The 17,290-nt window shown below is 71.0% G+C and carries 15 protein-coding genes; 11 read left to right on the top strand and 4 right to left on the bottom strand.

The features are described from left to right. Nucleotides 1-488: 488 nt before the first annotated feature. From ACMGDM_RS06125 to ACMGDM_RS06080, 10 genes are read left to right on the top strand one after another with little or no spacing between them, the layout of a single operon-like run. A complete protein-coding gene (locus tag ACMGDM_RS06125; protein WP_436803209.1) occupies nt 489-2,423 on the top strand; it encodes a methyl-accepting chemotaxis protein in 1,935 nt (644 codons plus the stop codon). Nucleotides 2,424-2,448: 25 nt separating this feature from the next. After that, on the top strand, nt 2,449-4,026 hold the full coding sequence (locus ACMGDM_RS06120; RefSeq protein ID WP_436803208.1) for a chemotaxis protein CheW: 1,578 nt from the start codon (nt 2,449-2,451) through the stop codon (nt 4,024-4,026). Nucleotides 4,027-4,031: 5 nt separating this feature from the next. Then, nucleotides 4,032-5,135 carry a chemotaxis-specific protein-glutamate methyltransferase CheB gene (gene cheB, locus ACMGDM_RS06115; protein WP_436803207.1) on the top strand — a complete coding sequence of 368 codons (1,104 nt, stop codon included), beginning with the start codon at nt 4,032-4,034 and terminating at the stop codon, nt 5,133-5,135. Continuing rightward, complete coding sequence (locus ACMGDM_RS06110) at nt 5,126-5,737, top strand: HEAT repeat domain-containing protein (RefSeq protein WP_436803206.1); 612 nt, start codon at nt 5,126-5,128, stop codon at nt 5,735-5,737. The genes cheB and ACMGDM_RS06110 overlap by 10 nt, the downstream gene beginning before the upstream one ends. Then, a complete protein-coding gene (locus ACMGDM_RS06105; RefSeq protein ID WP_436803205.1) occupies nt 5,734-6,621 on the top strand; it encodes a CheR family methyltransferase in 888 nt (295 codons plus the stop codon). The genes ACMGDM_RS06110 and ACMGDM_RS06105 overlap by 4 nt, the downstream gene beginning before the upstream one ends. Beyond that, nucleotides 6,614-7,006, top strand: coding sequence for a response regulator (locus tag ACMGDM_RS06100; RefSeq protein ID WP_436803204.1), 393 nt, complete (start codon nt 6,614-6,616; stop codon nt 7,004-7,006). The genes ACMGDM_RS06105 and ACMGDM_RS06100 overlap by 8 nt, the downstream gene beginning before the upstream one ends. Beyond that, nucleotides 7,003-9,321: a chemotaxis protein CheA gene (locus tag ACMGDM_RS06095; protein ID WP_436803203.1), complete on the top strand. Its 2,319-nt coding sequence runs from the start codon at nt 7,003-7,005 to the stop codon at nt 9,319-9,321. Before ACMGDM_RS06100 ends, ACMGDM_RS06095 begins: the two co-directional genes overlap by 4 nt. Then, on the top strand, nt 9,321-9,584 hold the full coding sequence (locus ACMGDM_RS06090) for a hypothetical protein (RefSeq protein ID WP_436803202.1): 264 nt from the start codon (nt 9,321-9,323) through the stop codon (nt 9,582-9,584). Before ACMGDM_RS06095 ends, ACMGDM_RS06090 begins: the two co-directional genes overlap by 1 nt. A gap of 10 nt (nt 9,585-9,594) precedes the next feature. Further along, nucleotides 9,595-9,969 (top strand): response regulator, encoded by a 375-nt coding sequence (locus ACMGDM_RS06085; RefSeq protein WP_436803201.1) that lies wholly within the window; start codon nt 9,595-9,597, stop codon nt 9,967-9,969. Nucleotides 9,970-9,979: 10 nt separating this feature from the next. Continuing rightward, nucleotides 9,980-11,665 carry a hypothetical protein gene (locus ACMGDM_RS06080; protein WP_436803200.1) on the top strand — a complete coding sequence of 562 codons (1,686 nt, stop codon included), beginning with the start codon at nt 9,980-9,982 and terminating at the stop codon, nt 11,663-11,665. Nucleotides 11,666-11,797: 132 nt separating this feature from the next. Here the strand turns inward: ACMGDM_RS06080 and ACMGDM_RS06075 are convergent, their stop codons facing one another. The 3 genes from ACMGDM_RS06075 to ACMGDM_RS06065 form a co-directional block, all read right to left on the bottom strand. Next, nucleotides 11,798-13,183, bottom strand: a complete 1,386-nt coding sequence (locus ACMGDM_RS06075; RefSeq protein WP_436803199.1) for a Coenzyme F420 hydrogenase/dehydrogenase, beta subunit C-terminal domain — start codon at nt 13,181-13,183, stop codon at nt 11,798-11,800. Further along, nucleotides 13,176-14,249: a polysaccharide pyruvyl transferase family protein gene (locus ACMGDM_RS06070; RefSeq protein ID WP_436803198.1), complete on the bottom strand. Its 1,074-nt coding sequence runs from the start codon at nt 14,247-14,249 to the stop codon at nt 13,176-13,178. Before ACMGDM_RS06070 ends, ACMGDM_RS06075 begins: the two co-directional genes overlap by 8 nt. A gap of 173 nt (nt 14,250-14,422) precedes the next feature. Further along, complete coding sequence (locus tag ACMGDM_RS06065) at nt 14,423-14,962, bottom strand: NUDIX hydrolase (RefSeq protein WP_436803197.1); 540 nt, start codon at nt 14,960-14,962, stop codon at nt 14,423-14,425. Between the two features lie 117 nt (nt 14,963-15,079). Here ACMGDM_RS06065 and mscL point away from each other — a divergent pair, with 117 nt between their 5' ends. Further along, on the top strand, nt 15,080-15,553 hold the full coding sequence (gene mscL / locus ACMGDM_RS06060) for a large conductance mechanosensitive channel protein MscL (protein ID WP_436803196.1): 474 nt from the start codon (nt 15,080-15,082) through the stop codon (nt 15,551-15,553). Nucleotides 15,554-15,627: 74 nt separating this feature from the next. Here the strand turns inward: mscL and ACMGDM_RS06055 are convergent, their stop codons facing one another. Then, a complete protein-coding gene (locus ACMGDM_RS06055) occupies nt 15,628-17,175 on the bottom strand; it encodes an amino acid permease (protein WP_436803195.1) in 1,548 nt (515 codons plus the stop codon). Between the last annotated feature and the right edge of the window lie 115 nt (nt 17,176-17,290).

Genomic DNA, 17,290 nt, shown 5'->3' with positions numbered 1-17,290 from the left:
GATAGGCCGTTCGCCTCAGGCGTGCCAACGCGCCCCGGCGCTCCTGTACAAATGGCGGAAATGCTTGGCTGCGCCGCGACGCGCGCGCGCGCGCGCATGGCGCGGCGTGCGACTTCTCGCGGCGGCCCGCACGCCCGCGTGCCGAAGTTCGCGCACCCGCGCCGATGGTAACCGCGCGCGGCGCCGCCAAAGATACCACCGGCCGAATCGCCGCGACCGACGCCTGCGCACTACGATGCAGCTGCGCGGCAAGGCCGCCGACCAGCAGCGACTCGAGGAAGGAAGATCATGTGTCTGCAAAGGGGCGCCATTCCTGTGTAAAACCGCAGTAAAACACAGTTAACTTTGATGAAGGGAAGTTGGTAGACTATCGAAACTAACTCAACATCTGTTGAAAAACGTGATTAAATCAGTGATGTGCAATCGATTAAGCTAGTGTATACGGTTTACGGTAGAAAGAGGTGGCTCCTAGACATTTGGAGCATCTGATGGCTCTTACCAAGACCAGCCGAATCGCCTCGTCCGCTACCGACAGCCGTGAGGCGCCACAGACCGCCGCGCTGCTCGCCAGCAATGTGCGGCTCACCGCCGAGGCGGAAAAGCGCAAAGCGCGCACCTACGCGCGCCAGCAGAAGGGGTCCGAGCGGCTCGCCTCCGCCACCGCCGAGCTGTCGAGCGGCATCGCCGAGGCGTCGTCCGCCGCCGAGGAACTGCGCCGCGCCGCCGACCAGATCAGCGTCGGCGCCGAACAGGCGTCGGCCGCGGCGCAGCAGACGATGAAGGCGATGACCAGCGCCAGCGACATGCTGCGCGATATGCGCCGCCGCGCCGATGAGTCCGCCACGCTGACGCAGACATTGTCCGATCTGGTCGCCGGGACCAGCGCCAGCGTCAACGCCTCGATCGACGCGGTCGGGCGCGCGGCGGATCGTCAGGCGGCGTCGGTCGAGCTGGTCGAGGAGCTCGACCGCCAGGCCAGCGCGATCGGCGAGGTGGTGAAGGCGGTCGCGCATATCGCCGACCAGACCAACCTGCTCGCGCTCAACGCCGCGATCGAGGCGGCACGCGCGGGGCAGCACGGCAAGGGCTTCGCGGTGGTCGCGGACGAGGTGCGCACGCTGGCCGAAACCAGCGAAAAGTCGGCGCGCGACATCCAGGAACTGATCGCGCAGGTGCAGCAGGATGTCCGCGTCGTGGCGGAGGGGATCGGCCGGTCGGCCACGTCGACCCGCGGCGAGACCGAGAAGGGCGTCGTGATCGTCGCCGGGCTCGATCGCATCCGCGACGACATGGCCGTGATCATGACCGGCTGCACCGCGATCGCCACCGACGCCGAGGTGGCGGTGCAGGCCGCCAACGAGGCGCTCAAGGGAGCCGAGATCATCGCCGCCGCGGCCGAGGAGCAGAGCGCCGCCTGCCAGGAAACGAGCCACACGATCGAGCAGCAGGCCGGCGCGCTAGCGCAGAGCGAGCAGGCCGCGCACGAGCTTGGCCAGCTCGCCGAGGAACTGAAGAACAGCAGCAACATCACCAAGAGCGCGGAGGAGGTCGCCTCGGCGGCGGAGGAATTGTCGAGCGCGGTGGAGGAGATCAGCCGCGCCTCGACGCAGGTGTCGACCGCGCTGGAGCAGATCAACCGCGGCGCGCAGCAGGCCGCTGCCGCCACGCAGCAATCCTCCGCCGCGATCACGCAGCTCTCCAGCACCGCCAAGACCGCGTCGGAGCAGACCGCGCTTGGCGCCGAGCGCGGGGCGCAGGTCGGCGAGCTGCTCCAGGAGAACAAGCGGCTGGTCGACGCGATGCTCGAGGGCGTCGCCGAGGCGGTGAGCGCGGGGCGCAACAGCCGCGACCAGATCGCCGCGCTGGAGCAGGTCAGCCGCCGCATCGACAAGATCATCGATGCGATCACCACCGTGTCGATCCAGACCAACATGCTGGCGGTCAGCGGCTCGGTCGAGGCGGCGCGCGCGGGCGAGTTCGGCAAGGGCTTCGCGGTGGTCTCCACCGACATCCGCAACCTCGCGCGCGACTCGGCGGAGAATGCCGAGCGCATCAAGGACACGGTAAAGACCATCCAGGACACGATCGGCGTGGTGCGCACCGATCTCCAGGAGATTGCGGACACCGCCGCGGCCGAGGTGGAGAAAGGCGGCGTCATCTCCGCCGGGCTGGAGAAGATCGCCACCGACGTGGGGGCGGTGATCCGCGGCAACCATGCCATCACCAACGCCGCGGACGAGATCATGCGCGCGCTGAGCGAGACCAGCGGCGCGGTCGACCAGATCGCCACCGCGGCGCAGCAGGCGATGCGCACCTCGAGCGAGGCGAGCAACGCCGCGCGCGAGCAGTCGCGCGGGGCCGAGCAGCTCGCCGCCGCGATCGAGGAGATCGCATCGCTGGCGGACGAGCTGCAGGCCGCCTGAGCGCTCCTCAGGGAAGGACCATCGCATGACCGATGCAATCAACAGCGCGGCCGATGACAGGCCGCCGGTGGGGAGCGACGCGCGCGCCGATCTCTGCCAGTTCGTGATCTTCCACAGCGCGGGCGAGCGCTTCGCCGTGCCGCTCGCGCGGGTGAAGGAGATCATCCGCGTGCCCGAGGTGGTGCGCATGCCGCTCAGCCCGGCGGCGCTGCTCGGGCTCGCCAATCTGCGCGGCACGGTGCTGCCCGTGCTCGACCTGCGCAGCATCTCGGGACTGCCCGCGGTGCTGGTCGACGAGGCCAGCCGCGTGGTGGTGCTCGATCACGGCCATCCGGTCGGGCTAATGGTCGATCGCGTCGCCAACGTCGTCTCGGTCGAGCGCGCGCGGATCGAGCCGGCCGAGCGGCTCAATGCCGCGGTCGATGACGCGCTGCTGACCGGGATGATCAAGGACGAGGCCGGCGGCGGCGTGATCATGATCCTCGACGTTGCCGCCGCGATCGGGCGGACCTTCGCCGCGATCGACGCGGCGGTGCGTGAGGCGGCCGCGGCGCCGGGGCGTGCCCCCCCGGAAGCCGACGCGGCGCTGACCGTCGCGGACGAAGACCAGCTCGTCAGCTTCGAGGTGGACGGTCAGGAATATGCTTTCCCGATCGCGGAGGTGCAGGAGATCGTCCAGCTTCCCGCGGCGATCACCCAGGTGCCCGGCGTGCCCGCGCACGTGCTCGGCGTCACCACATTACGCGACCGGCTGCTGCCGCTGGTGTCGTTGCGCGCGCTCTTCGGGCTCGCTCCCGCGGCGCGGACCGAGACCAACAAGGTGGTGGTGGTGTCGCTTGCCGGCAGGGACGGGGCGGCGACGTCGGTCGGGGTGGTGATGGACAAGGTCAACGCGGTGCTGCGCGTCGATCGCGCTGCGGTGGAGCCGCTGCCCGCGACGCTCGCGCGCGGCCAGGCGGGACGACGCGATATCCGGGCGATCTGCCGGCTCGATGGCGGGCGGCGGCTGGTCTCGGTGCTGTCGGCCGAGGCGATGTTCGATCCGGCCGAGCTCGCCACCTGGCACGCCGGCGGCGATGCGACGGGCGGGACAGTCGAGCAGGATCGGGAAGGAGAGACGGTGATGAGCGACGCGCGCGGCGAGGAGTCGCAATATGTGATCTTCCGCCTGATGGGCGAGGAATATGGCGTGCCGGTCGAGGCGGTGCAGGAGATCGTCCGCGTTCCCGAGCAGCTCACCTATGTGCCGCGGACGCCGAGCTTCATCGAGGGCGTGATCAATCTGCGGGGTACCGTGCTCCCCGTGATCGACCAGCGCCGCCGTTTCGGCCTGGCCGAGACCGCGCGCTCGGACCGGCAGCGCATCATGGTCTATACCGTGCGCCAACAGCAGATTGGCTTCATCGTCGACAGCGTGTCCGAGGTCGGACGGATCCCGGCGGCGGCGATCGCGCAGGCGCCCGCGCTCGCGGGGGAACGCGCCAAGGTGGTGCGCGGCATCGCCAACCTCACCGCGCAACAGCGCATGATCCAGCTCCTCGACGTCGACTGCCTGGTCGACGCGTCCGAGGAAGCGGCGCTGCAACCGCTCACCGCCGCCTGACCGCCATGACCCGTCTCCTCATCGTCGACGATTCGGCGCTCATGCGCCGCCAGCTCGCGCAGCTGTTCGAGCAGGAGGGCTATGACGTCCGCACCGCGCGCAATGGCGTGGAGGCGCTCGTCCTGGTCGAGGCGTTCGATCCGCAGGTGGTGACGCTCGACGTCAACATGCCCGAGATGGACGGGATCACCTGTCTGTCGCGGATCATGGTGGGCAGCCCGCGTCCGGTGGTCATGGTTTCCTCGATCACCGAGCGCGCCGCCGAGCCAACGCTCCAGGCGCTCAGCCTGGGCGCGGTGGACTTCGTGCAGAAGCCGGGCGGCACGATCTCACTGTCGCTCGACGAGGTATCGGCGCAGCTGCTCGCCAAGGTGCGGATGGCAGCGCGGGCCAGGGTGCAGCGCCGCGGGGCGCCACCGCCTCCCGCGCCCGCGCCCGCGCGGGCCGCGCCGCGCCGCGCCGTCGTGCCGGCCGAGTGTGGCGAGGGGGACGGACTGATCCTCGTCGGCGTGTCGACCGGCGGCCCCGCGGTGCTGGAGGCGATCCTCCCCGCGCTGCCCGCGACCCTGCCATGGCCGGTGCTGGTGGCGCAGCACATGCCGGGCAGCTTCACCGGCGTGTTCGCGCGCCGGCTCGACAAGCTCTGCAGCGTCATCGTGGAAGAGGTGCGTGCCACCACGCCGCTCCGTCCCGGGCACGTCTATATCGCGCGCGGCGACGCCGACATGGTGGTGGCGCGACGCGGCGGCGCACTGGTGGCCCTGTCGGTGCCCGCGAGCGAGCAGCACGCCTGGCACCCGAGCGTGACCCGGCTGGTCGACAGCGCCGCCGAGCAGGTCGCGCCCGAGCGGCTGATCGGCATCCAGCTCACCGGCATGGGCGACGACGGCGCGGAGGCGATGGCGCGCTGCCATCGCCGCGGCATGCGCACGATCGCGCAGGATGCCGAGACATCCGCGGTGTTTGGCATGCCGCAGGAACTGATCCGCCGGGCGGGCGCGAGCACCGTCCTCGCCAGTGGCGCCATCGCGCCGCAGCTCGCGCGCTGGCTCACGCCAAGCCGCCGCTCGTTCCCCCCTCTCGCCGCAGGAGCCGCCGCGTGCCACTGATCAAGGCGCAAGCCCATTCCGCTCCGGCCGACGAGATCGCGCCGCCGCCACTCGCCGCGCTGATCGCGGGGCTCGATTCGCCGATGCCGAGCCAGCGCCGCGCCGCGGTGCGCGCGCTTGACGCCCATGACGACGGGCTGGCGCCGCTCTGCGCCCGGATCGCGGTCGAAGCGGCACCAAGCGTGCGCGAGGCGCTGATGGCGGCGCTGATCCGCCGTGCCGCGCCGGCGGTCGTTGCCGCGCTGCTGTCGCTGTTGCGCGACGGCTCGCCGGCGCAGCGCAACGCCGCGCTGGAAGGGCTGGCGGCGATGCCCGACCAGGTCGCCCCGCACGTCGCCGCGCTGCTGCGCGACGCCGACAGCGACCTTCGCATCCTCACCGCCAACCTGCTGAGCGTGCTGCCACACCCGCACGCCGCGGCATGGCTGGTCGAGGCGCTCGGCGACGCACATCCGAACGTCTGCGCCGCGGCGGTCGACGGTCTGGCGGAGATCGGCGATGCCGGTGCGCTGCCAGCGCTCGTCGCGCTGCCGGCGCGCTTTCCGGAAGATCCCTTCATCGCCTTTGCGGTGGAGCTGGCGCTGCAGCGGATCGGGCGATGATGATGCATGCGCCGATCACTGCCGCACCCGTGCCCGGCGGCGATGTCCCCGCCGCGATCACGCCGCCGGACTATGCGAAATTCTGCGAGTTCTTCTACCGCAAGACCGGCATCCTGTTCGGCGACAACAAGGCCTATTTCGCCGAGCGCCGCCTCCAGGAGCGGATCGCCGCCTCGGGGCTCGACAGCTTCCGCAGCTATTTCACCATGCTGCGCTTCGAAACCGGCGGTGCGGAGATGCAGAATCTCATCAACGCGATGACCGTGAACGAGACGTATTTCTACCGCGAGGACTATCAGTTCGACGCGCTGGTGCGCCACGTCCTTCCCGCCATCGCGCGCGAGCGCGCGCCGGGCAAGCCGATCCGCATCTGGTCGCTGCCCTGCTCGACCGGGGAGGAACCCTATTCGATCGCGATGCAGATCCTCGAGCATTGGCCGCAGGCGGATGCCTATGACATCGAGATCCTCGGCTCGGACATCGACAGCCGCGCGCTCGCCGATGCGCGCGCGGGCGTCTATGGCGAGCGCGCGCTCCACCGCCTGCCCGCGGCGCTGCGCACGCGCTACTTCCAGCCGCACGGCGACGGTTATCGCATCTGTGACGCGCTGCGCGGTTCGATCGACTTCACCCAGGTGAACGTGGCGGACGCGATGGCGATGCGCCGCTACCGCGACATGGACGTCATCTTCTGCCGCAACATGCTGATCTATTTCGACGAGGTCTCGCGCCGCCAGGCCGTGGAGACGCTCTACGACAGCCTGCGGCCGGGCGGCGTGATCTGCCTCGGCCATTCCGAGAGCATGAGCCGCATCTCGCCGTTGTTCGCCCCGCGCCGGTTCGGCGGCACCATCCTGTACGAAAGGCCTGCCGACCATGACTAAGCCGGCACCCACCGCCAAGCGCATCCTCGTCGTCGACGACGGGATGACCACCCGCCTCTATTATCGCTCGGTGCTGGAGGCGGCGGGATTCGGCGTCGAGGAAGCCGCGAACGGGCTGGAAGGGCTCGAACGCGCCCTGGTCGATCCGTTCGATCTGCTGATCGTCGACGTCAACATGCCCAAGATGGACGGCTATACGCTGATCGAGCGGCTGCGCGCCGACACCGCCGGCCAGCGCGTGCCGATCGTCACGATCAGCACCGAGGCGGGCGCGGGTGACGCCGATCGTGCGCTGGACGCGGGTGCCAACCTGTATCTGGTCAAGCCTGCCGCCCCGGCGGCGCTGCGACATGTCGCGCTCCTGCTGACGGGGGTGGCGGCATGAGCGACCTGCTGATGGCGCGCTTCGTCGAGGAAGCGCGCGAGCTCCTGCAAGGCGCCGCCGCGGGGCTGCTGGTGCTCGAGCGCGCGCCCGACGACGCCGGCGCGATCAACGAGGTCTTCCGCGCCGTCCATACGCTCAAGGGATCGTCCGGGCTGTTCGACGCGCCCGCGCTGACCCGGCTGGTGCATGCCGGCGAGGATCTGCTCGCCGCGGTGCGCGCGGGCGAGTTCACGCTCCACGCGCAGGTGGTGGACGAGCTGCTCGACAGTTTCGACCAGGTCAGCGCCTTCGTGGACCAGCTCGCGCGCGAGGGGCGCCTGGCCGAGGATGCCGACCGCGTCGCGGCGCATGGCGCGGCGCTGCTGCGCGCCCATCTCGGCGGGGCGACGAGTGCTGCCCTGGCCGCTGCGCCCGACGTCGCGCTGCTGCCCGCGCCGGCGGACTGGCTGGGCGGGTTCGAGCCCGGTGCGCTGGCGGCAGCGGCCGCGCGGCGCGACGCGGGCGAAGCGGTGCTGGTGGTGCGCTACGAACCCGTGGCGGGGTGTTTCTACACCGGCACCGATCCGATCGCGGCAATCCAGCAGCTGCCCGGGCTGCTCGCCGTCACGCTCGCACCGCTTGAGCCGTGGCAGCCCGGCCCCGACTTCGACCCGTATCACTGCAACCTGCGGCTCACCGCCATCACCACCGCGGATCGCGCCGCGGTCGAGCAGGCGATGACCTATGAGCTCGACGACGTCGCGCTGCGGCTGTTCGCGCCGCCGGACGCCGCCGTCGAAGAGCCGGTTGCGCCGGCGACCACTGCCACCGTCGCGTCGGCCGCGGACGACGACGCCGCCTCGCCGGTGCGCCAGCTCGTGGCGACCCAGTTGCGCATCCTGGCGCGTCACGGTTACGACCCGGTGCGGCTGCGCTCCACCGCGACGGTGATCGGCAACATGCTCGAGAGCCTCGGCCACGATCTGCTGGTCGAGGCCTGGCGTACGGTCCAGGCCGAGGCCGCGGCGACGGCGGACGCCGCGCCGCTGCTCGCCTTTCTCGCGACGCTCGACCCGCTCGCCGCGCCGACGCCGCCCGTCGCCGCGCCGCCGGTGCCACGCGCGACGGCGACCGCCGGACCTGCTGGCGACCTCGCCGCGCTGCCGCGCACGCTCAAGGTCGACCAGGCCAAGATCGACGCGCTGATGTCGCTGATCGGCGAGCTGGTGGTGTCGAAGAATGCGCTGCCGTTTCTCGCGCGGCGCGCCGAGGAGGTTCACGGCTCGCGCGAAATGGCGCGCGAGATCAAGGAGCAATATGCGATCATCGATCGGCTCACGCAGGAATTGCAGGGCGCGATCATGCAGGTGCGGATGCTGCCGGTGGCGGAGATCTTCGACCGCTTCCCGCGGCTGGTGCGCGACCTGTCGCGCCGGCTCGACAAGCAGGTCGAGCTTGCGGTCGATGGTCAGGACACCGCTGCCGACAAGACGATCATCGAGGCGCTCGGCGATCCCTTGCTTCACATCGTGCGCAACTCGCTCGACCACGGCATCGAGCCCGCGGCGACCCGCGTGGCGGCGGGCAAGCCAGCGGCGGCGACGTTGCGGCTGCGCGCCTTTCAGGACACCGACAGCGTCGTGGTCGAGGTCAGCGACGACGGGCGCGGGATCGATCCCGCCGCGATCCGTGACGCGGCGGTGGCCAAGGCGCTCGTCTCGCGCGACGCCGCCGACCGGCTGAGCGACCAGGAGGCGGTCAACCTGATCTACCGCCCGGGCTTCTCCACCGCGTCCGAGGTATCGGACCTGTCGGGGCGCGGCGTCGGCATGGACGTGGTGCTCAGCACGGTCCAGAAGCTCGGTGGCCGCGTCGCGGTGCAGTCGCAGCTCGGGCAGGGCACCACCACCCGGCTGACGCTGCCGCTCAGCATGGCGGTGACCCGCGTGATGGTCGTCGAGATCGCAGGCGACCTGTACGGCATCCCGATGGACCATGTCGTCCAGACCGTGCGGCTGCGCGACGAGGCGATCCAGCGCGTCGGGCGCGACGAGGTGTTCGTGCTGCGCGACCGAATCGTGCCGCTGGTGCGCATGGCGCAGCGGCTCGGCACGGCGGCGACCGCGCGCGCCGCGGACGAGCGCGGCGAGGCAGTGCTGGTCTGTCGCGTCGACGAGGACACCGTCGGGCTGGTGATCGATGATTTCCGCGAGGGAATGGACGTGATCCTCACCCCCATGGACGGGCTGCTCGCCGCCGTGCCGGGCTATTGCGGCACCACGCTGCTGGGCGACGGCCGCGTGCTGCTGATCCTCGACCTCAAGGAGCTGCTGTGATGCCGATCCGCTACACCCGCGCCCGCGCGCATTTCGAGCAGCGCTGCGCGGTGGAAGAGGCGCTCGACCTTCTCGCCTTTCTCGCCGCCAACCCCAAGGCAAGCGTATCGCTGGCGCGCTGCACCGGCATGCACACGGCGCTGGTGCAGGTGCTGCTGGCGTTCCGCCCGCCGCTGCACGGCAGCGCGATCATGCCCGAGCTGGCGCCCCTCCTTCCCCTGCTCGCCGGCGCCTCGGGCGCGACGGCCCCTGTTCACAACTAACGGAGCTACCATGTCTGCCTCGATCCTGATCGTCGACGATTCCCCCTCGATGCTGATGAGCGTCGAGATCATGCTGGCCGGTACCACGCTGACGGTGCACAAGGCCGAGAGCGGCGAGCAGGCGCTCGCGCTGCTGGGCGACGGGCTGCGCCCGGCGATGATGCTCACCGATCTCAACATGGGCGCGATGAGCGGGATCGATCTGGTGCGCGAGGCGCGCCAGCTGCCCGGGCTGGGATTCCTGCCGATCGTGCTGCTCACCACTGAATCGTCGCAGGACATGCGCAACGTCGCGAAGGCGGCGGGGGCGACGGGCTGGCTCACCAAGCCGGTGGAGGGCGAGGCACTGTTGCGGATCGTCCGCAAGCTCGTGCCCTCCGCGTGAGGCACGGCTGATGTTCCACGTCGTCCCCGCGCCGACCGCCGCCGACGCCGCGCCCGCGCCCGCGGCGGCGCTTGCCGCTCTTTCGGGCGATCTGGAGCGCGACTTCGTCGATGCCGGGGCGCGGCTCGCGCGCGCGGTCAGCGCGGTGCAGCGCGTCATCGGCGAGGTCGACGGCCTCACCCATGCGATCGATGCCGAGGCTGCGACGCGCGCCACCGCGGACCTGCGCACCGTGGCGCGGCGGCTCACCGCTTTGCCCGCGACGCAGGCGCGGCGCAGCGCCGACCTCGACGCGGTCGGCACCGAGCTGAAGGCGATCCGTGCGCGCGTGCTCGACCTGCGCGACACGCTGCGGTTGCTCGCGATCTACGGCCCCAACATCAAGATCGCCGCGTCCGGCGAGCCGCTGTTCGTCGCCTTTGTCGACGGCATGCTGGCGCGGCTGCGCGGCGGCGACCAGCAGCTCGCCGAGATGCTGGGCGATCTCAGCGGGTTGGCGGGCGGTGTCGCGCGCGGTACCGGCTCGTCGACGCGACTGGCGGCGGAGTGCGTCGCGGTGGTGCCGGAGGTGCCCGACCGGCTCGACCACGACGCCGCCACGCTCGACTCCTATCTCGCCGACGTGCGCGACGCGGCGGACCAGGCCGGCGCGATCGCGCGCGCGATCCAGCGCCGCGTCGCCAGCGCGCTCGGCGCCATCCAGGTCGGCGACAGCACGCGGCAACGGATCGACCATGTTGTCGCGATGCTGACGCTGGCGGAGGATGCGGCGGGCGACGAGCTGGGGGCTGGCGAGGCGGTGGCGGTCGGCGCGCACCTGCGCGCGCTTGCCGCGGCGCAGACGCGGGCGCTCACCGCCGAGTTCGCGCAGGGGGCGGATCGTCTCGTCACCGCGCTGCGCGATCTCGGTGGCGAGACGCAGCAGCTGCTTGCGCTGATCGCGCGGCAGGAGCGCGGCGGCGGGGTGATGCTTGCCGGACTGGATCGCGACGTCGCTGCGGTGCGCGCGCTCACCGAGCGGCTGGCGGAAACCGATCGCGAGGCGGCGGCGCTGGTGGGGCTCACCACTACGGCGCTCGCCGCGCTGGCCGAGCGTTGCGCCGGGCTGCGGCTGATCTGCCGAGACGTGCAGGACATCGTGGTCAACATGCGGCTGCTGTGCCGCCGCTTCGGCGCTACGGGCAAGGCGGTGGCGGTGGTGGCGGTCGAGATCGGCGGCAGCGCGCGCCGGCTCGACGAGCTCACCGCGGAGATCACTGCGGCGATCACGCGCGTCGCGACGACTGGCGAACTGCTCGCGGCGGCACAGCGCGACGAGGGCGCGGTGACCGGCGATCGGCTGGCGCTCGCGGCGGCCACGATCCGGCACGGCTGCGCCGCGAGCGAACAGGGCGTCCATACCGGCGGCGACGAGGCGCGCGCGCTGATCGCGGCGCTTGACCAGGCGGGCGCGGCGCTGGCGTGCTCGCTCGGGATCGGCGGCACGCTGGGGACGCTCGCCGAGCAGCTCGCGGCGCAGGGCGGGGTGGCGGAGGCGCCGCTGTCCGACCCGGCGGAGCGTCGCCTGTGCGACCTGCTCGAGCGCGTCGGCGCAAGCTACACGATGGCGGCGGAGCGCGACGTGCACCGCGATTTCCTGCGGCCCGGCATGGCGATGGTGGAGGCGGAGGCGGTGGACGACGATGGGCTGTTCTAACGTCTGATCCATCTCGTCTGAACCGCCAGCGTGCTCCGGCGGATGCCGGAGCCCGGGACCAACAACCTTACCGCCTGTGGCTCCGGGCACCCGCATGCACGGGCGCACGGTTCAGCTTGGGTGAGGCAGGCTCTATCGCCCGCGCGCGTCCGGAAGGACGCGATCGATCCATCCGCCGAGCCGCCCATGCGACCAGGCCAGCGCGCGGTACACCGCCAGCACCGGCCTCGCCCAGCGCAGGTACAGCCCGGGCCGGCCGGTCTGCGCCGCGAGCCAGCCGAGCCGGTGGCTCCAGCGCGCGATCGCGGCGCGGGTGCGGTATACCAGCCGGCGGCGCAGCGGCAGCGCGCGGGCGGCGGGGGCGACGCGCTTGTGCTTCGCGACGCCGCCGCGCCAGCGCCGCCACGTCAGCCGATACGCCAGTCCCTCGCGGCGATGGCGGAATCCCGCTGCCTGCGTGCCCTCGACGAACGCGGCATCCACCTCCTCGAGCGCGAGTCGCCCCTCCGCCACCGCGGCACGCAGCAGCGAGTCGATCAGCGGCGTACGCGCGATCACCACGTTGGTGCCGCGTCCGTCCGACGAATAGGGTTCGACCCAGGCGTCGCCGAACGCGACATCAGCGGTCTCGGCGACCACGTCGTCGCACATGTCGCACGCGCTGTTCTGGAAGAAGCCCGCGCCCCAGTCGCCGTCGGCGAGGTGCCACCAGTCCTCGGCGCGCGCGCTGCCATCGTCGAGCGTGAGGTGCGCGCGATACCAGTTGGCCGGCCGGTCCGCGTCCTTGATGCGATAATCGACGGCCCGCACCCGCCGCAGCGGCGTCTCGAGCTGCCAGGCGAAGCTCTCGACCAGCCGCGCGCTTTTCTGGTGGCCGCAGAACAGCCCGAGCACGTGCGGCACGCGCTCGCGCAGCACCGGGTCGCGCGCGCGCTCGAGCTGGATCATCTTGGCGAAGCACGGCACCGCGACGATGGCGTAGCGGCCCGGCGTCGCGCGGATCTCGCGCAGCACCGCGGCTAGCTCGACCGGATAATAACGTGACTTGGCACCCGCGCGCAGCTCGTCGGCGTCGCGCGACAGCCGGTACGCGAAGTAGCGACCGTCCGCCTGCGGCGCCGCAACCGGCGCGACATGCGCCACCGCATCGACCGCGCCGGTGCGCAGCAGCTCGGCGGCGACCCAGCTCACCATCCCGCCCGAGCTGCCCGCCGCACGCCAGCCGTCCGCGACGGCATGCCCGACCCAGGTCGATTCGTGCCGCCCGAGCAGCGGCGTGGCGCGCGGCGCGGCGGGGAAGCGCTCGGCCGCGATCGCGTCCTCGTCGCGCGCGTCCGGCGAGAAGGGGCAGCGCCGCGCGAACTCGGCCGACGGCGCGGCGGCGAAAGCGCCGGCGGGCTTCCACGTGCCGTAGCGGTCCCACGCCATCGCGCCGTCCGGCGCGTCCGCCGCGCAGCCGCCGCAGCCGATGCACAGCCCCGAGCGGACGATGTCGCGCGGCGCGAGCGCCTCAGCCAAGCGCGTGCTGCAGATAGGCGAGCGAGTCGGCGCGCAGTTGCGCGATCCGCTCGTACACCGCCGGGGCGGGCGGCGCGGCGAGCAGCGCGTCATACACCGCCGCGTCCTGCTCGGGCGCGACGATATGGCGGCGCGCGTCGAGCGCCGCGGCGAGGTCGCGCACCTTGTTGAAGCGATAGGGCGACGGCGCGGTCACGAACGGCGTGCGGTTGTTCAGCGCGAAGACGCAGCCGTGGAAGAAGTTGGTCACCAGCGCGCGGGCACCGGCGGCGCGCTGGGCGAACTCCTCGGGGCCGGCGGCGATATCCTGCTCGTGCGCCCAGTCGTTGCGATAGCCGATGCTGACCAGCTTCACCCCGCTGCGCGCGCTCCAGTCGCGCATCTGCCGCTGGAGCCAGTCGGGGAAGCCGTGGCCGTAGACCAACGCGTAATCGCCCTTGGCGGCGGGGGGAGCGGCGGCGTGGACGCGCTCGCCGAACTGGAGCACCGGATCGAGCACCAGCGGCGGCGTCGCGCCCAGCGCCGACTCGACCAGCTCGCGCGAGTTGGCGTCGCGCACCGACACCGCGGTGAAGCGGCGCAGCTTGGCGGCCCAGTCGTCCGCGATGCCGTCGGCGGCATCATGGTTGCCGAAGCTGGCGGCATAGGAGACGAGCCGCGGCGGGCTCAGCCCCTCGCCGAAGAAGATGGGGGCGCCGCCATACCAGGGATGGCGGAAGTTCCACACCTCGTCGCTGCCGACCACGATCGCGTCATAGTCACCCGCATCGGGCTGATAGAGCGGAAAGCGCGGTGACTGCGGCAGCCGGTCGAACGCGGCGACGAACTTGCGCCCCTTGGTCTTGTAGGCGGGCAGGTCGGTGCGGCGGGTGCGCTCGGGCAGCGTCGGCTGGAACGAGCAGCGCCACTCGGCGCGGGCGACATCGTCATTGTGATGGTCGAGCAGCTGTGCGTCATGGCCCAGCCCGCGCAACCCTTCGGTGAGGCAGCGCGCCTGCCAGTAGGAGCCGTAATTGATGCAGCGGTGAAAGGTCAGGATTCCGACCTTGCGCGGAGTGGCGTTCATTACGGACACAATCCTTCGGTGGGTCAGGCGGTTCCCAGATCCTCCCGCTAGCGGGAGCGCGCACGGTGCGCAGCGTGGTGGTGGAGGGGGCGGGCCGCGACGTGCCCGGGCGATTGCGGGGCGCCCCCTCGTCAGCACCTACGCGCTGTCACCTCACCGCGGACGCCGCGTAATCAACCCAGCAGCGGATCGGCGAGCAGCAGCAGCATCTTGACGTCCATCGCCACGCCCGCGGTGCGCTTGGCGAGCACGAAGCGCGCGAGCTCGGCGCGTGGCACGAGATGCACCTCGATGTCCTCGTCCGCTTCGCCGCCGCCCGGCCCGACCTTGGTGAGGTCGTGCGCACGCACCAGGGTGAAACCCTCGCTGTTCATCCCCGGCGAGGAATAGAAGAAACCGAGCTCCTCGATCCGCCCGGCGCGATAGCCGGTCTCCTCCTCCAGTTCGCGCGCGGCGCCGGCGGCGACCGCCTCGCCCTCGGTCTCGTCGCCGATCAGCCCGGCGGGCAGTTCGAGGCAGCGGCGCCCGAGCGGGACGCGATACTGCTCCACCAGAATCACGCGGTCGGCGTCGTCGATGGCGACGATCACCGCGGCCTGGATCCCGCCGCGACGCGCGACAAATTCCCACTGCCCCTGGGTTTTCACCTCGATGTAGCGACCCGCCCAGACGATCTCGGCGGGGGCGTTGGCGTCGCGGTGCGGCGTGGTCATGATGTCTCCGGAAGCTCGGGTCGGCCGCGCCCCTGTAGGCCAGCCGCGCGGCTTGGCGAAGCGGCAATCGCGGCTTAACCTGGGTTGACCCGGAGCAGGATCAGCAGGGAGACGATCATGTTGAAGGATTTCAGGGCGTTCATTGCGCGCGGCAATGTGCTCGACCTGGCGGTCGGGGTGATCATCGGCGGCGCTTTCGCCACCATCACCAAGTCACTGACCGACGACATCATCATGCCGATCGTCGGCGCCCTGTTCGGCGGCTTCGATTTCTCGAGCTATTTCGTGAAGCTCGGGCCGGTGCCGGCAAACTATGCCGGGTCGCCGACCAGCTATGCCCAGCTCAAGGCGGCGGGCGTGCCGCTGTTCGGCTATGGCGAGTTCCTCACCGTGGTGATCAACTTCCTGATCCTGGCGTTCATCGTCTTCCTGCTGATGCGCAGCGTCAATCGCGTGATCGCCGCCGCCGAGCGCGAGAAGAAGGAGGGCACCGCCGAGCCCGCCGCCGAGCCGGCGGAAGTGGCGCTCCTGCGCGAGATCCGCGACGAGCTGCGCGCAGGGGCGGGAAGTCGGACGCCGCCGCTGGGGTGAGGCGAGATGAGACAGGGGCGACACATCTCGATCCCCTCCCTCCCAATCGGGAGGGAGGAGAGTGACGCCCGACCTCAGTGCAGCGTCGGCTCGACGTCGTCGGCGTCAAGGATGCCGCGGCCGAGATGGCTGTGCGCCCGGCTGTAGGCGAAATAGATCACCAGCCCGATCGCACCCCACACCGGCAGCACCAGCATGGCCGCTGCGGGCAGGTTGAAGAAGAGGAACACGCAGCCGACGATCGTCAGCGGGCCGACGAGCCATAGTGCCGGGGTGCGGAAGTCGCGTTTGTGGTCGCGTGCGGTGCGGCGCAGGATCATCACCGCGATCGCCACCATCATGAAGGCGTAGAGCGTCCCCGCATTGGCGATATCGGCGAGCTGCCCCACCGGCAGGAACGCCGCCGCGAACGCCACGCCGACCCCGGTCATCGCGGTGACCACATAGGGCGTCTTCCACTTCGGATGCACCGCGGACAGTTTCTCCGGCAGCAGCCCGTCGCGGCTCATGACGAAGAAGATGCGCGTCTGGCCGAACATCAGGATCAGGATCACCGAGGGCAGCGCCAGGAAGGCGGCGATGCCGAGCATGTTGCCCACCTTGGACCAGCCGATCGCGCGCAGCACGTGCGCCAGCGCCTCGTTCGAGCAGACCAACGCATCGGCATATTGCGGCAGCGCGCACTGACGCGCCAACTCCTCCGAGCCGGTCGGGAAGGGCACGCCGTTCGGCCCCATGATCGGTTGGCCGCCGATCGTGCCGATCGCGCCGGCGGCGACCAGGATATAGAAAACAGTGCAGAACAGCAGCGACCCGATCAGCCCGATCGGCACGTTGCGCTGCGGGTTCTTGGTCTCCTCCGCCGCGGTCGACACCGCGTCGAAGCCGACATAAGCGAAGAAGATCGTCGCCGCCGCGCCCACGGCGCCGACACCGGTGCCGAAGCCGCCGAACACGCCCGCCGGCAGGAACGGGTTGAACTTGCCGGTGGAGAAGGAGTCGCTCGGCAGCGTCAGCGCGATGAAGGCGGTGAGCGCGACCACCTTGATCGCCACCAGCACCGCGTTGACGCGCGCGCTCTCGGTGGTGCCGATCATCAGCAGCCAGGTGATCAGCCCCGCGATCAGCACCGCGGGCAGATTGATGAACCCGCCGGGCGCACCGCCGAGCGCGAGCGGCGCGGCCGACAGCCAGGCGGGCAGATGGATACCCAGGAACTGGTTGAGGATCGTCCCGCTGAAATAGCCCGACCAGCCGACCGCCACCGCGCTGGCGGCGACCGCATATTCGAGGATCAGCGCCCAGCCGACCGTCCAGGCGAGCAGCTCCCCCATGGTGGAATAGGTATAGGTATAGGCCGAGCCCGCCACCGGGATCATCGCCGCGATCTCGGCGTAGCACAGCGCCGCGACGATGCAGATCGCGCCCGCGATGGCGAAGGCCAGCATCAGCCCGGGGCCGGCCTTTTGCGCGCCCGCCGCGGTGAGCACGAAGATGCCGGTGCCGATCACGCAGCCGATGCCGAACAGCGTCAGCTGGAACCAGCCGAGCGTGCGGTGGAGCGATTTGCGCTCGGCCGTGGCGAGGATGGCGTCGAGAGGTTTGACGCGCCCGAAGATCATTAGGTCGAAGCCCCCAAGGGAAATTTACCGGAGGGAGCGTAGCGGGTGTGCGGCGTCGCGCAATAGTGTTGCGCGGGGATGACAGCGCCGATGAGTCGGCCGGCGCAGCGGGCGG

This window comes from Sphingomonas larreae, assembly GCF_051400595.1.
GTDB lineage: Bacteria > Pseudomonadota > Alphaproteobacteria > Sphingomonadales > Sphingomonadaceae > Sphingomonas.
The sequence above is the reverse complement of the archived record's forward strand: the minus strand, read 5'-3'. Positions and strand labels throughout refer to the sequence as shown.